General features: G+C 48.1%; 15 protein-coding genes. 9 read left to right on the top strand and 6 right to left on the bottom strand.

Annotated elements, in window-relative coordinates; genetic code table 11:
* The first annotated feature begins 7 nt into the window (after positions 1–7).
* The 6 genes from JK211_RS04680 to JK211_RS04655 all read left to right on the top strand — a co-directional run bounded on the left by JK211_RS04680 (position 8) and on the right by JK211_RS04655 (position 4,319).
* Positions 8–589: a type 4 pilus major pilin gene (locus JK211_RS04680; RefSeq protein ID WP_212707514.1), complete on the top strand. Its 582-nt coding sequence runs from the start codon at positions 8–10 to the stop codon at positions 587–589.
* A gap of 4 nt (positions 590–593) precedes the next feature.
* A complete protein-coding gene (locus JK211_RS04675; protein WP_212707513.1) occupies positions 594–1,061 on the top strand; it encodes a lytic transglycosylase domain-containing protein in 468 nt (155 codons plus the stop codon).
* Positions 1,061–1,675: a prepilin peptidase gene (locus JK211_RS04670; protein WP_212707512.1), complete on the top strand. Its 615-nt coding sequence runs from the start codon at positions 1,061–1,063 to the stop codon at positions 1,673–1,675. The genes JK211_RS04675 and JK211_RS04670 overlap by 1 nt, the downstream gene beginning before the upstream one ends.
* A 7-nt stretch (positions 1,676–1,682) precedes the next feature.
* Positions 1,683–3,098: a shufflon system plasmid conjugative transfer pilus tip adhesin PilV gene (gene pilV, locus JK211_RS04665; protein ID WP_212707511.1), complete on the top strand. Its 1,416-nt coding sequence runs from the start codon at positions 1,683–1,685 to the stop codon at positions 3,096–3,098.
* Positions 3,099–3,179: 81 nt separating this feature from the next.
* Positions 3,180–3,698, top strand: a complete 519-nt coding sequence (locus tag JK211_RS04660) for a hypothetical protein (protein ID WP_212707510.1) — start codon at positions 3,180–3,182, stop codon at positions 3,696–3,698.
* A 15-nt stretch (positions 3,699–3,713) separates the two neighbouring features.
* A complete protein-coding gene (locus JK211_RS04655) occupies positions 3,714–4,319 on the top strand; it encodes a hypothetical protein (RefSeq protein ID WP_212707509.1) in 606 nt (201 codons plus the stop codon).
* Between the two features lie 136 nt (positions 4,320–4,455).
* Here JK211_RS04655 and JK211_RS04650 read toward each other — a convergent pair whose 3' ends face one another.
* Positions 4,456–5,436 (bottom strand): NAD(P)-dependent alcohol dehydrogenase, encoded by a 981-nt coding sequence (locus JK211_RS04650; RefSeq protein WP_212707508.1) that lies wholly within the window; start codon positions 5,434–5,436, stop codon positions 4,456–4,458.
* An 80-nt stretch (positions 5,437–5,516) separates the two neighbouring features.
* Between JK211_RS04650 and JK211_RS04645 the strand changes: the two genes are divergently transcribed.
* Complete coding sequence (locus tag JK211_RS04645; protein WP_212707507.1) at positions 5,517–5,876, top strand: helix-turn-helix domain-containing protein; 360 nt, start codon at positions 5,517–5,519, stop codon at positions 5,874–5,876.
* An 86-nt stretch (positions 5,877–5,962) separates the two neighbouring features.
* Here the strand turns inward: JK211_RS04645 and JK211_RS04640 are convergent, their stop codons facing one another.
* The 5 genes from JK211_RS04640 to glnT form a co-directional block, all read right to left on the bottom strand.
* Positions 5,963–7,261, bottom strand: a complete 1,299-nt coding sequence (locus tag JK211_RS04640) for an ammonium transporter (RefSeq protein ID WP_249213756.1) — start codon at positions 7,259–7,261, stop codon at positions 5,963–5,965.
* Between the two features lie 64 nt (positions 7,262–7,325).
* Positions 7,326–8,651 carry an FMN-binding glutamate synthase family protein gene (locus JK211_RS04635; protein ID WP_212707506.1) on the bottom strand — a complete coding sequence of 442 codons (1,326 nt, stop codon included), beginning with the start codon at positions 8,649–8,651 and terminating at the stop codon, positions 7,326–7,328.
* Positions 8,652–8,665: 14 nt separating this feature from the next.
* A complete protein-coding gene (locus JK211_RS04630) occupies positions 8,666–9,346 on the bottom strand; it encodes a protein glxC (protein ID WP_212707505.1) in 681 nt (226 codons plus the stop codon).
* A 2-nt stretch (positions 9,347–9,348) separates the two neighbouring features.
* Positions 9,349–10,269 (bottom strand): glutamine amidotransferase family protein, encoded by a 921-nt coding sequence (locus tag JK211_RS04625; protein ID WP_212707504.1) that lies wholly within the window; start codon positions 10,267–10,269, stop codon positions 9,349–9,351.
* Positions 10,270–10,298: 29 nt separating this feature from the next.
* Positions 10,299–11,633, bottom strand: a complete 1,335-nt coding sequence (gene glnT, locus JK211_RS04620) for a type III glutamate--ammonia ligase (protein ID WP_212707503.1) — start codon at positions 11,631–11,633, stop codon at positions 10,299–10,301.
* Positions 11,634–12,174: 541 nt separating this feature from the next.
* On the opposite strand from glnT, the gene purU reads away from it, so the two are divergent.
* Together purU and JK211_RS04610 are read left to right on the top strand one after the other, a co-directional pair.
* The gene (gene purU / locus JK211_RS04615) at positions 12,175–13,038 is read left to right on the top strand and encodes a formyltetrahydrofolate deformylase (protein WP_212707502.1); all 864 of its coding nucleotides are present in this window, start codon (positions 12,175–12,177) and stop codon (positions 13,036–13,038) included.
* Entirely contained in the window at positions 13,038–13,949 is a 912-nt protein-coding gene (locus tag JK211_RS04610) for a bifunctional 5,10-methylenetetrahydrofolate dehydrogenase/5,10-methenyltetrahydrofolate cyclohydrolase (RefSeq protein WP_212707501.1), read from the top strand. Before purU ends, JK211_RS04610 begins: the two co-directional genes overlap by 1 nt.
* Positions 13,950–13,956 lie beyond the last annotated feature (7 nt).

The raw sequence follows: 13,956 nt of genomic DNA, 5'->3' as shown, positions 1-13,956 counted from the left end.
AAAAAAAATGACTACAGCAACACGGGTACATCGGGGTGCTATCTCGTTGTTCGAAGCCGGAATCTGGATCACTATCTCACTTATTGTTCTGGTGATTGGCATCAGTGTGGGAAGCGGGTTATTCAGCCGTAATGATACTAATACTGAGATGGGGAATATCAGTGAGTTGATGACCAATACCCGTAATATGCTGAAAGTCGGAGGGAGTTATCAGTTCGCTTCGGACCGGGAAATGACCGGGGCGCTGATCCGTTTTGGTGGTGCGCCTGGCAATATGGCGATTATGGGAGATAAATCGTCCGGGCAGGCAATTCTGAATAACCTGTGGGGGAAAAGTGTCACTCTGGCTCCGGACAGTGTATCAGGACAGGGGAGTGATAGCGGGTTTGTACTGCGCTATGACGGTGTTCCTGACGAAGCCTGTACCACACTGATCACTAAACTCGGCAGTACCACCTTTATCGATCATATCCGTGTCAACGGCCATGATTATACCAGTAGTCAGGGGGCGGCGATGGCAGCAGCAGATTGCCAGTCTGCAGAGGGCGGTAAGGATAATAACCGTCTCGAATTTTACAGCGCGAACTGACAGCATGAAAGGCTGGCTGCTTGCTGTGCTATCCCTGTTATCCCTGCATTGTACTGCCGCCGATTGTTTTGAAAGTTCGGCCCGCCATTACCATCTTAATGTGAATTTACTGAGGGCGATCAGTGAGGTTGAGAGTCATGGTGTGGCTGACCGTATCGGTGTTAACCGGAACCTGCAGGGCCGGGTTATCAGCAGGGATTATGGCTTAATGCAGATTAATTCGGTACATATTGCCGGGCTTATCCGCCAGCATCGGATCACCTCGGCAGCTGATTTGCTGAAAGACGGGTGCCTGAATATTGACACCGGAGCCGCGATTCTGGCCCGTCACCTGAGGTATTGTGGCAATAACTGGGCCTGTCTGGCGACCTATAATACGGGTTTTTTACAGGGCCGGGATCCGGCAAGGCAGCGCTATATTCATAAGGTTTATCTGACATATATCAGGTATTCACAGCGGGAGGAGGACTAATGCTCAGCAGCATACTGTTATTTATCCCGGCGGGTATCCTGATGGTCAGGCAGTCACAACAATTTATTCGCGGACATCAGGGGATCCAGCCCGCAGCTACGCTGATGCTGTCAGTGACGGGGATGTTCAGTGCACTCTACGGTATGTATCTGGTGGTGCCTGAACCTCCCGCCAGCCCGCCAGTGATCGGGGTATTTTTAGTATGGGGAATTTTATTTACCGTTATTGATATCAGTAATTTCTGGCTGCCATTACGTTTTACGATGAGTTTCACGCTGAGCGGATTATTAATCATCTTATTACAATGTGGCACTGATAAAATAATCAACTGCTCTATTGTCTGGGTGGTTTTCTTTTCATCATTTCAGCTGGTAAGGATAATTTCGCTGTCCATAAATCAGGACTCTATCGGCCAGGGAGATATCTTTTTTATTAGCGGAATGAGTTTCTGGATGGGATGGCGTGAAATATGTATGGTGGCCGGAAGTGGTTTTTTGTTGCTTTTTCTTTCCGCTCTGATGATTAATAAAAGGGTATTACCCTATGCGCCATATTTTTTTGTTGCTTTCGCCCTATGGTCAATGACAGGTTTCATTAATTTAATAAAGATATAATAAATGTATGATAAAAATACATCGAGGAGATACTCTTTTTTCACTGAGTCTGGTACTGGCCCTGATTCTTATTGCTGCACCGATAGGTTATCAGCGTTACAGTGATTATTTACAGCTTCAGGAGTGGATGGTAACGGCCAGGCAAACTAATATTTTTTCCGAGGCGGCAGAATATTATCTTAAAGATCATTATGCGGATTTACAGAAATCGCTGCTGGCAGAAAAAGTGGTTGCAGTCACCGCCAGGCAATTACAACAGCAAGGTTATCTGGGTAAAAATATCTCTCTGAAGAATAATCAGGGACAGCAGTATAGTATTTTTTTTACCCTCGACAATCTTACAAATAAAAATATTACCGGATTACTTCTTTCGCGGCAGGGCGACCCCCTGAGTGAAAAAGGAATGCGTTATATTGCACGTCTAATGCATGGTGAGTCGGGATATATCAGTGAAGATAATCAGGCAACAGGGGTTGATGGCAGCTGGCAGATAAACACGGCGTTATCCGGAATTCCGGCAAGCCGGGGACATCTCGCCATATTACTCTCTGCAGATACTATGCATAGTGTTTTTAGTGAAAGTGACAGACTGTACCGTTATGCCGTTACCGGACATCCGGAGCTGAATCAGATGCATGCGGATATAGACCTGACTCGCCATCAGTTGCGTAATGCCGGCGAGATTACAGCACGGGATATCTCGGTCAGTGACGGGGTATCATCGGGTAATCTTTCTGCAAAATCAGGGATATGGAGTGGTGGCAATATCACCGCTGAAACGGATATTCGCTCAGTGGGCGGCTCACTGGTAACCCGCGGAGATAAAGGCTGGATTAATAGTACCCATAACGGCGGGTTCTATATGAATGATGATCAATGGGTCAGGGTCTGGAAAGACAAAGGAATTTCAACGGCCGGAGAAATTCAGGCAGGAAAAATATCCGCTGACGGGAGGATGACAGCCAGGGAATATCTGGATATTAAAGGCAGTGCCTCACTGAATACCCCCTGTAGTGATGACGGATTAATTGCCAATGGCGGAAGTGCCGGTATTTTAATTTGCTATAACGGCCAGTGGGTCGGGTTTATGAAAAATAATATTCATCTGACCAGTCTTGGCGGACGTAGCGGGATATATCAGGGCGTGAATGGTACCGGAGAGATGGTATGGATATCAGCCAGTGGCGGGAATACGTCACTGAGTCGGGTGGCCGGAGACGGATATTGTTATAACTTCTCTGATCTTCGGGCGATGGTTAATGGCATTCTGGTGGCGAATAACAGTAGTCAGGGTAAAAATATTACACCCAGCTCATCGGTTATTTTCGCTATTCCGCCTGGCGCCGGATTTTCTGTGGTATCACACCCGGCTCAGGCTTATGGATGTGGTAATGGTCAGTTCTCATTATCAGCCTATCAGTAAATTTAAAATAAATATAAGGAGGTGTTCTCAATATAAAACGATTAGCAGTATATATCACTCTCTATAACTACGGGGTTTATAATGAATAAGATGATGAAAAGCATACTGGCTTTCTCGCTGGCAGGAACGTTTGTTGGCAGTGGGATGGCAGCAGAGACGTCAGCAACTCAGGAACCAGTGAGTGCAGCAACAACACCGGTTTATTATTCTCTGTCTGACAGTAATGGCGGGGTATTTAACTACCTTAAAACAAAATATACCGCAGGCAGTGCCGATAATTACGATATTTTATTAGTGGGTGATTCACTGAATGCCGGCCAGTCATTAAAAAACACGGTAATTCAGGCATTAAATAATGGCAAACAGGTTATTTTCGATGGCAGTAAAGGCAGTACCAAAGCCGCGCAGTTAGCCAGTCAGATTATCGGGTCTTCAGTTGCGGCAGATGCCATTATGTTTAAAACATCACCGTCAGGTGATGGTTATCTGATGACGCCGGTTGAGCTGACAACCAGCCAGTACTCTGCCGAATTATTCTCAGACGAGAAAACCACGTCGTCTGTGAGTTCCGATAATACGCCGGACCAGATCTTCCAATAATTCAGGGGACAAATAATGAAGAAAATTTCACTGACATTATTAGCGGCACTGATTCCGCTATCGAATAGTTTTGCGGCCACCTGTTTTGTCGGACATACAGAAAATGTATTACTGACCAGTAATTCGAAAGCCTTTGCCCAGACTCAGGATCGCAATACCTGGGAAGACTGGATCTGGCGCGGGCCGGTGTATTTATGTCCGAAAGGCTCTGGCGGCGTGACTGGCTGTACTTATATCTGGGGACAGACCAAAACCACGGGTTATCAGTGGGGCGGCACCGTAGGTTTAAATCTGAGTAAAATACCGGTGATTGGTGATGCATTGAGTCTGTTCAATGTGAGTGCTAACTATAGCCATCAGCAAAGTTTCAGCACTAACTACAACTGGAATATCAATGTTGCTCCCGGCTATTACGCTCAGCCGATTCAGGTCGTCGTACGGCGCTGGACACAGGGAAGCTATCGCGGGGGGTATGTCCATAACCCGACCACTAACTGCTCAATTGGGATTGCATCAGCCTCTTACCCGAACTGGTATGGCTGGGATAATAATGTGGTTGCAGGCCGCTGGACTGCCAATATTGAACAGTCACGTTATGCAAGTTATTACGTTCATAAATAATCCGGCTGAAGGGTAAAGCCGGCCCGTAACGGGTTGGTGATATTCCGGAGAGCACACAGGCGGCAGCGGATAACGTTGCCGCCTTTTTACTCGTGGCGGAGGAGATTAGGCTCCGGCCGGTTTATACCTTTGGATACTAAATACGAATGACCAGTTTACCGAAATGGCTCTTCTCTCTCAGCGTTGTATAGGCAGACTCTGCTTCGCAGAAGTCAAAAACCTGATCAATATAAGGCTCGATACCGGTCCTGACCAGTGAGCTGAGAGTACTGACAGGGCCGACATAAATCCCTTGCAGTGTGATACGTTTCTCAAGAACAGACAGTGTATCAATGGGACCTCTGAAACCGGTGAGTACGCCCATCAGAGAGATACGTCCGCCAAACCGGGTCGCTTTCAGGGAGTCATTTAATGTCTGAGGACCGGCAACATCTACTGTTAAGTCTGCGCCTGTGCCGTTGGTCAGTGACAGAACCTCATCAGCCCATGCAGGGTTCGTTTTATAATTGATGGTGTAATCCGCCCCCAGAGCTTTCGCCCGTTGTAGTTTCTCATCGGAAGAAGAGGTGATAATGACGCGCGCTCCCGCCAGTTTTGCCAGCTGAAGTGCGAACACAGAAACCCCTCCGGTACCCAGCAGTAAGACGGTTTCCCCGGGTTGCAACGGACGACGTTCAAACAGTGCTGACCATGCAGTGACACCGGCACACGGCAAGGTGGCGGCCTGTTCGAATGACATGCTGTCCGGGATAAGGGTGACACCGGAAGCCGGTACCCTGACCTGTTCTGTCAGCACACCATTAACTCCCGGCCCGCCGAGGGAGCTGGCCTGCTTTTCTGCAGAAAATTCGCCTTCTGCCCAGCCGGGCATAAAACCGATCACCACCCGGTCACCGACCTTTAATCCGGTGACTTTTGAACCAACTGCACTGATAACGCCGGCTCCGTCGGAAAGAGGAATATCTCCTTGTGTCTGCTCTGCGACCAGCAGATCACGGTAGTTCAGAGAAACCGCTTTTATATCTACTCGCACCTGTTCTTCGCCGGGTTCCGGTGCCGGTAACTCTGTCAGATGAAGTGCCGGTGAAATATTTCCTGTCAGGATATAGCCTTTCATAATGATGCTCCTTGTAAAAAGAGTAGCCTGACAGGAAAATATATTTATTGTAAGTACGTACAAATAAAGCAGGTAGTATCATGAATGATAGTGAAGAGCAGAATAAAACAGTGAGTAAATCACGGATACGGAAACCTCAGCGTACCGGGTGTGCCGTTGAAGTTACGTTGTCTGTGATTGGCGGTGTCTGGAAGCCCGTGATTTTATTCCATCTTCTTGGCGGAACCTTAAGGTTTAACCAGTTATGCAGGCGAACAGCATCTGCCACACCCAGAATGATGACACTGCAATTGCGTGAACTGGAAGCTGATGGGATAGTTACCCGCAAAATTTATCCGGAAGTCCCTCCCCGTGTCGAATATTCACTGACCAGGCTGGGAAAGAGCCTTGAACCTGTATTACTGAGCATGCGTGACTGGGGAGAAAAATTTGCAGAATAGCAGCGCGGGCACGGTGTGTTTGTTGTTATGGGCGGAGTGAATAGCCTGTCAGTGAAAGATTTTCCTGATCACTGACAGGCTGTGGGCTAGTTATTACCGAAACGATATCCGGTTTCACCGTGTTCTGTAATATCCAGGCCTTCTGTTTCGTTTTCACGGCTGGTGCGCAATCCGCCGCATATTTTTGCCGCCAGCATTAAAGCAATCCAGCTGGTCAGTGCAGAAAAGACGAGAGTAAACAGAATGACTCCGACATTCACCAGTAATTGTTCCGTAAGGTGACGTCCGGCAGAAAAACCGCTTCCTCCCAGAAGGGTCAGGGCAAACACGGGGGTCAGTATTCCCCCGACAATACCGCCGATACCATGAATAGCGAAGACATCGAAGGCGTCGTCAATATTCAGACGTTGTTTAATTCGGCCAATAAAAAACAGACACACAGGCGCGGTCAGTAAGCCGACACAGATTGCCCCGGCAGGTCCGGTATATCCGCAGGCCGGAGTAATTCCGACCATCCCCGCCACGGCACCGGTAATAATGCCAAGTAAACCGGGACGTTTATGAATCCGCCATTCGAGAAGCATCCAGGACAGCGCTCCTCCGAATCCGCCCAGCAGGGTATTAAGAATCACCAGCATACTGTAACCGTTAGCTGCCAGCGCACAGCCGCCGCAAAAACCCAGCCAGCCGAGCATCAGCAGAGAGCCGCCGGTCATCGTCATTGTCATATTGTGGGGAATCAGTGCGGATGTCCGAAATTGCTGACGACGGCCAATCATGATTGCAGCCGTCAGGGCGGCTACCCCGGAATTAATATGTACAACATCGCCCCCGGCAAAATCCTGTACCGACAATGCAGCGATCCAGCCGCCGCCCCAGGCCATATGTGCCAGCGGGATATAGTTAATAGTGGCCCACAGAGTAATAAAAACCAGCATCGAAGAGAAGCGTATCCGTTCAGCAAATGCGCCGGTAATTAGCGCCGGAGTGATGGCAGCAAAAGTCAGCATAAAGAAGACATAAACATATTCCGGTACGGTACCGGTGAGGGAATCTGTAGTGATATTCCGCAGAAAAACTTTCTGACCACTGCCAATTACAGGGTTTAGTGAGTGACCATCGGTAAATGAAAAGCTGTAGCCATACAAAACAAAAATAACGCCAGTCAGTGCCGTGACGCTAAATACTTGCGTTAATACGGATAATACATTTTTACTTTGTGCCATCCCGCCGTAAAACAGGGCCAGTCCCGGTAATGTCATCAGCAATACCAGTGAGGCCGTGATAAACATAAACGCTGTATCACCACTGTTTAATACAGGTGCAGCGAATACCGGAAAACTGCACAGTAAAACCGGCAACGCCAGCAGCATTGTTTGTTTCATGAGGTACCTCAGTAGTGACAGATTAACGGGCCTCTGTCACTGAGGCCCGTAACAGGAAGCGGGGTTATTTATATTGCTGGCCGGGGATCCAGTGTGTTCCGGCCAGAGGAACCCGTGCCATGGCTGCAGCCTCAACATTCAGCGCGACAAGGTCTTCAGGTTCCAGGTTATGCAGGTGCGATTTACCGCAGGCTCTGGCGAGGGTTTGTGCCTCAAGAGTCAGCACCCGCAGGTAGTTAGCCAGTTTTTTTCCGGCAATGATCGGATCGAGTCTCTGGCTCAGTGTCGGATCCTGGGTGGTAATCCCTGCCGGATCTTTGCCCTCCTGGAAGTCATCATAAAAGCCGGCGGCAGAACCGAGTTGCTGGTACTCTTCGGCATAACGCGGGTTATTATCACCGAGTGCAATCAATGCGGCCGTCCCAATAGCAACAGCATCGGCACCGAGGGCAATAGCTTTTGCAACATCGGCGCCATTACGGATCCCGCCCGAGATAATCAGCTGCACTTCACGATGCATCCCCAGTTCCTGTAATGCCTGTACTGCCTGAGGTATCGCAGCCATCGTAGGAATACCTACATGCTCAATAAACACATCCTGGGTTGCTGCAGTCCCCCCTTGCATACCGTCCACGACTACAACGTCTGCGCCGGCCTGAACTGCCAGCTTGACATCATAGTAGGTACGTGTTGCGCCGACTTTGACATAAATGGGTACCTGCCAGTCAGTAATTTCCCGCAGTTCGGCAATTTTGATTGCCAGGTCATCCGGGCCGGTCCAGTCCGGGTGGCGGCAGGCACTACGCTGGTCAATGCCTTGCGGCAGACAACGCATTTTTGCCACACGTTCTGATATTTTCTGTCCCAGCAACATCCCGCCGCCGCCCGGTTTTGCACCCTGACCCAAAACAACTTCAATCGCATCGGCTTTACGCAGATCATCAGGGTTCATGCCATAACGTGACGGAAGGTACTGATATACCAGTTTACTGGACTGACCACGCTCTTCTGCTGTCATACCACCGTCTCCGGTGGTGGTTGAAGTACCTACCGCTGAAGCGCCACGGCCCAGCGCTTCTTTAGCCTGCGCTGACAGAGCACCGAAGCTCATGCCTGCGATAGTTACCGGGGTGCTGATCACCAGCGGTTTTTTAGCATAACGGCTTCCCAGTACGACTTCGGTACTGCATTTTTCGCGATAACCTTCCAGGGGATAGCGGGACATACTGGCCCCGAGGAATAGCAAGTCATCGAAGTGCGGGACCTTGCGTTTGGCCCCCCAGCCGCGAATATCATAAATTCCGGTTTCTGCGGCCCGCTGAATTTCTGCAATGACGGTACGGTTATAGGTGGCGGATTCGCGTAACGCCGGATTATATTTATCAGTCATATTATGTTCCTTTATTAGTACGCGGACGCGTTATCCACTTTAAAATTGTAGAGTTGCCGTGCTGATCCATAGCGGGTGAATAGCGTGGGTGATTCATCAAACCCTGCCTGTTGTAATAACAGCCCCAGCTCTTCAATATGTTCCGGCCGCATCTCTTTCTGTACACAATCAGCGCCCAGAGACGCGACTTTTCCTTTTACATAAATACGGGCTTCATACAGGGAATCCCCCAGAGCTTCTCCCGCATCACCACACACGACCAGGCATCCTGCCTGGGCCATAAATGCACTCATTGGACCAATATTACCTTTAACGACAATATCGATACCTTTCATGGAAATACCACATCGTGCAGCCGCATTTCCTTCAATAATCAGCAGACCGCCATTGCCGGTAGCTCCCGCCGATTGGGAAGCATCTCCTTTCACCCGGACAGTACCTGACATGATGTTTTCTGCGAGTCCGACACCGGCATTACCATTAATTGTGACGGATGCTTGCTGATTCATCCCGGCACAGTAATAACCGGCATGACCATCGATATTAATACTGACATCAGCATTTACGCCGCAGGCGATATTGTGCGCACCATCGGGGTTAATGACCTGCCACTGTTTGGTTTCTGCTGTGCAGTCTGCATCATGCAGAGCCTGATTGAGTTCACGTACACCCTGAGTTAAATCGTAAGTTTTCATTGTTATACCGCTCCTTCAGACTGTGTCACGCCACGTTCCCATACATACAGTTTTGCCGGTTCAGGTTCCCAGACTCTGGCATCTTTAATTCCCGGCAAGTTGGCCAGTGCACGGTACTCTGATGCCATTGCCACATAATCATCTGTTTCGGCAATCACGGCCGGCTTGCAGGCGATCGGATCACGCAGTACTGCAAATCCGTCACGGGTACCAATAGTGAATGTGAAAAAGCCATCAAGATCTTTCAGGGCATGTTCAAGGGAGGTTTTCAGTGAATCACCTTGTGATAAGCGCCATGCTAAATAACCGGCAGCAACTTCAGAATCGTTCTCAGTTTTGAAGTGGATCCCTTCACGTTTCAGTTTTTCTCGTAACCGGTTATGGTTGGAAAGTGAGCCGTTATGCACCAGACAGAGATCCATCCCGGTAGAAAAAGGATGACTGCCTTCAATGGTTACGGCACTTTCAGTCGCAAGTCGGGTATGACCGATAGCATGGCTGCCTTTCATCTGTTCCAGAGAATATTTATCAGCAACTTCGGCAGGTAAACCGACGCCTTTCAGTATTTCGATACTGTGTCCGGCGCTAAGTACGTCTGCTTCCGGTGCATGCAGTGCCAGCCAGGATAATGCCTGTGATTCGCTGGCCGGTAATTTAAAGACAGCAACACTGTTATTACGGAACCAGCCATCCAGCGCCCCAAACTCGGTTGCCAGACGATCAGCCAGGCTGTTCCAGTCAAAGTCCGGATTATCAGAACGCAGGGTCAGTTTTATGCCACCGTCATATTCATCACCGTAGATGGCAAACCCTGCACTATCACAGCCACGTTCAGTCATCGAAATCAGCATCGGACGAAAGAGTTTGCCGAGCTGTTGTTCGAGGGAAGCATTTTTAAAGTAGAGACCGACAATTCCACACATAGGATTTCCTTTACTTTTCGGCGTTACAATTAAAAGAATTCAAGGTAGCGGCGTGTTTCCCACTCGCTAACATGACGGTGATACTCGTGCCATTCCTGGCGTTTGACCTTGATAAATTCATCGACAATTTCCGGCCCCATGCTTTCCCGAAGGATTTCATCGCGCTCCAGTTCATCGAGAGCTTCTTTCAGATTCTGCGGCAGCAGTTCAATCCCTTCACGCCGGCACTCCTGCGGAGTGAAAGCATAAAGATTTCCACTCTGGCCTTTACCCGGATCGAGTTGACGAGCCACGCCATCCAGTCCGGCTGCAATGATCGCCGCATGCACTAAATAAGGATTTGCTCCCGTATCTGGCAACCGTAATTCAAGGCGGCCATGAGGAATGCGTATCATGGCGGAGCGATTATTATCGCCATAGGTAATAAATACCGGTGCCCAGGTAGCACCGGTTGCCGATCCTCCGCCGGTTAAACGTTTGTAGGAGTTAACGGTAGGGGCGGCAAAAGCGCACAGGGCTTTTGCGTGATGTAGCATACCGGCCATAAAGTGATAGGCCATTTTTGATAAACCCAGTCCGCGGGGATCGTTCGGGTCATAAAAAATATTATTTCCCTGATGGTCAGACATCGACAGATGGAAGTGCATCCCGTTACCCGGTCGATCCGCGAAAGGTTTTGGCATAAAAGAACAGAGTAAATTTTGCGCATAAGCAATTTCAGCGGCAGCCATACGGACAAAGGTGAAACGGTCTGCCGAGGTTAATGCATCGCTGTAGGTATAATTTATTTCGAACTGCCCATTGGCGTCTTCATGGTCAATCTGATAGACATCGAATCCGGCCCCCTGTAATGACTCGGTCAGCTTCTCCAGAAACGGTCTGACCCTGGACAGTCCTTTATAGTCGTAGCAGGGTTTCGCCAGCGTATCGCTATTGTCAGCAGGTAAAATTTCGCCGTTTTCCCCCCGCCTGAACAGAGAGAATTCCGGTTCCAGGCCGCTGTTCAGTACCCAGCCTTTTTCCTGTAATCGTGCCACCTGTTTCAGAAGAACCACACGGCTATCACAATTGTGTGGCTGATTATTCACATAACCATTGCAGACAATACGGGCGTAGCCCGGCTGCCAGGGCACCAGAGATAATGTCGTCAGATCACCCCGAGCACTAAAGTCAGGTCCGTTAGGCTGCATCCCCATTCCTGATATTGCGAATCCGGCAAAACCGGCCCCTTTTTCGACCACATCCATCAGGCATTTTGCGGGTACAGATTTCGTTTTTGCCGCACCATGAATATCAACAAACTGAGCGAGGAGGTATCGCACATTATTGTCCTGTAAAAACTGCATAGCTTGTTCAGGTGACATAACTACCTCTTAAAACGATGACATTGGGCACGTCTCTGGGATACGTGGGCCAGGATACATTCCCGTCAGGAATATTTTTTCACTGACAGGAAAATGCAGAAGCTGTGCCAAAACCGGTGATACAGGGAGTATTTTTTATAACATATTGATTTTTTGTTATTTGTTTTGGTATTTCTTATTCCAGGCTCGCCTGATCGGCGTATAACTGATGATTATTTTAAAATTCTATTAGCAGTGATGAATTGCGGAGTAATCTGTTTCACCAAAATGGTGACTTATTTCAGGGCACTTTTTTTCATACAGTGAAGTTATTTTCACTAATAAAATTTCAGCGGATAAGTATTTATATATGAAAAGCGATTTTCATATTTGAATAATGAATTTCTTTAAAAATTAAATGGACTGTTTTTAAAAACTTACTGGACAAGGATGATGATATGAATTAAATCTGTTACATAAGAATCTGCGAGTGACTATTGTTTGATCATGGTTCTTTTTTTATTTATATATAAAGCTAACCTTTCATATAATCGGAGTTACTATGTCTTCGACAGTCAGTGATTTTATCATTACCGCAACCTGTCCGGCTAACTCGGGAATTATTTCAGCCGTTACCGGTTTCCTGAGTGAAAGTAAATGTTATATCAGTGAGTTATCTCAGTTTGATGACGAGCATCTCGGCCATCTTTTTTTACGTGCCCGTTTCCGTTTTGATAATGATGTCAGTGCCGATATTGAAAGTATTAAACCTGGTTTTTCTGTTGTAGCAGAAAAACTGAATATGAAATGGGATATTTTTGATACGGCGAAACCAATGCGGGTCGTATTAATGGTCAGTAAGTTTGACCACTGCCTGACAGATCTTCTCTACCGGAGAAATAAAGGTGAGCTAAACATAAATATTACCGCGATAGTTTCAAATCATCTTGATTTACGTCCAATGGCTGAACGTGAAGGGATCCGTTTTGTTTATCTTCCTGTAAACAAAGAAAATAAACCACAACAGGAAGCTGAGCTATTAAATATCGTTGAGGAAACGCAGACTGAACTGGTTGTTCTTGCCCGTTATATGCAAATTCTCAGTGATAGTTTATGCAAAAAACTGGCCGGTAAGGCGATAAATATCCATCATTCATTTCTGCCGGGTTTTAAAGGGGCTTCACCTTATCACCAGGCCTATCAGCGTGGGGTAAAACTGATTGGTGCAACGGCGCATTATGTCACTTCAGACCTTGATGAAGGGCCGATTATTGATCAGGAAGTGCAGCGGGTAGATCACACCTACCGGCCAAATGATCTGGTGGTCGCAGGCCGAAATACCGAGACAATTGCTCTTGCCCGTGCGGTGAAATATCACACTGAACATCGCATTTTCCTTGATGAAAATAAAACGGTGATTTTCTGATGTCGACTTTATTAAACTCTCAGGCTGTTGCTAAAAAAATTGATGGAAAAAAAAGTGCTGAATCCTTACTGGAGAATACCCGCAGGGAGGTTGATGAGTTAAAAAAACGGGGAGTTTATCCGTGCCTTGCCGTTATTCTTGTCGGAGATGATGCTGCCAGTCAGATCTATGTCCGCAATAAATTACGTATTGCAGAAAAGACCGGAATAAAGTCTGTCGAATTATGTTTTGACAGCCAGTTAACGGAGGCTGAATTACTGTCCACGATTGAGGGTCTGAATAAAGACCTTCAGGTCCACGGTATTCTGGTACAGCTACCATTACCGAAAGGTATTAATGAAGCTGCGATTGTCCGCGCCATTTCACCGCTAAAAGATGTTGACGGTTTTCATCCGCAAAATGCCGGTGGATTGTTGCAGGGACAACGGGTGATAACGCCCTGTACCCCATTGGGCTGCTTATTACTATTACAGGAGTATGGCGGTGATTTGACCGGAAAACATGCTGTGGTGGTCGGGCGTTCAAATATTGTCGGAAAACCTATGGCCAGCTTGTTACTGCACGCCCACTGTTCAGTGACCACCTTACATTCCCGTAGCCAGAATGCGGCACAGCTTGCCCGCCAGGCGGATATTCTGATTGCTGCAGTCGGACAGCCACAGATGATAGAAGCCAGCTGGATCAAGCCAGGAGCATTGGTTATTGATGTGGGAATTAACCGTATTACCCTTGCTGATGGCAGTACCCGACTGATCGGCGATGTCGATTATGACAGCGTCAGCATGGTCGCCGGAGCGATCACTCCTGTACCTGGCGGCGTAGGCCCGATGACTATTGCCTGCCTGATGCAGAACACCGTGTTAGCCGCTGAATTACAAACACAACAGGCAGTACTAAGCCAGCCTGGCTAAGTAAGGA

It is taken from the genome of Tatumella sp. JGM130, assembly GCF_018257525.1.
Lineage (GTDB): Bacteria > Pseudomonadota > Gammaproteobacteria > Enterobacterales > Enterobacteriaceae > Tatumella > Tatumella punctata.
This window is presented reverse-complemented; position numbering and strand designations above follow the sequence as displayed.

Bases quoted from the DNA above. Each gene is read 5' to 3' on its own strand.
- JK211_RS04610 (WP_212707501.1), top strand. From the start codon at position 13,038: ATGTCGACTTTATTAAACTCTCAGGCTGTTGCTAAAAAAATTGATGGA.
- glnT (WP_212707503.1), bottom strand. From the start codon at position 11,633: ATGTCACCTGAACAAGCTATGCAGTTTTTACAGGACAATAATGTGCGA.
- JK211_RS04680 (WP_212707514.1), top strand. From the start codon at position 8: ATGACTACAGCAACACGGGTACATCGGGGTGCTATCTCGTTGTTCGAA.
- JK211_RS04630 (WP_212707505.1), bottom strand. From the start codon at position 9,346: ATGAAAACTTACGATTTAACTCAGGGTGTACGTGAACTCAATCAGGCT.
- JK211_RS04625 (WP_212707504.1), bottom strand. From the start codon at position 10,269: ATGTGTGGAATTGTCGGTCTCTACTTTAAAAATGCTTCCCTCGAACAA.
- JK211_RS04670 (WP_212707512.1), top strand. From the start codon at position 1,061: ATGCTCAGCAGCATACTGTTATTTATCCCGGCGGGTATCCTGATGGTC.
- JK211_RS04640 (WP_249213756.1), bottom strand. From the start codon at position 7,261: ATGAAACAAACAATGCTGCTGGCGTTGCCGGTTTTACTGTGCAGTTTT.
- JK211_RS04675 (WP_212707513.1), top strand. From the start codon at position 594: ATGAAAGGCTGGCTGCTTGCTGTGCTATCCCTGTTATCCCTGCATTGT.
- purU (WP_212707502.1), top strand. From the start codon at position 12,175: ATGTCTTCGACAGTCAGTGATTTTATCATTACCGCAACCTGTCCGGCT.
- JK211_RS04655 (WP_212707509.1), top strand. From the start codon at position 3,714: ATGAAGAAAATTTCACTGACATTATTAGCGGCACTGATTCCGCTATCG.
- JK211_RS04635 (WP_212707506.1), bottom strand. From the start codon at position 8,651: ATGACTGATAAATATAATCCGGCGTTACGCGAATCCGCCACCTATAAC.
- JK211_RS04650 (WP_212707508.1), bottom strand. From the start codon at position 5,436: ATGAAAGGCTATATCCTGACAGGAAATATTTCACCGGCACTTCATCTG.
- pilV (WP_212707511.1), top strand. From the start codon at position 1,683: ATGATAAAAATACATCGAGGAGATACTCTTTTTTCACTGAGTCTGGTA.
- JK211_RS04660 (WP_212707510.1), top strand. From the start codon at position 3,180: ATGAATAAGATGATGAAAAGCATACTGGCTTTCTCGCTGGCAGGAACG.
- JK211_RS04645 (WP_212707507.1), top strand. From the start codon at position 5,517: ATGAATGATAGTGAAGAGCAGAATAAAACAGTGAGTAAATCACGGATA.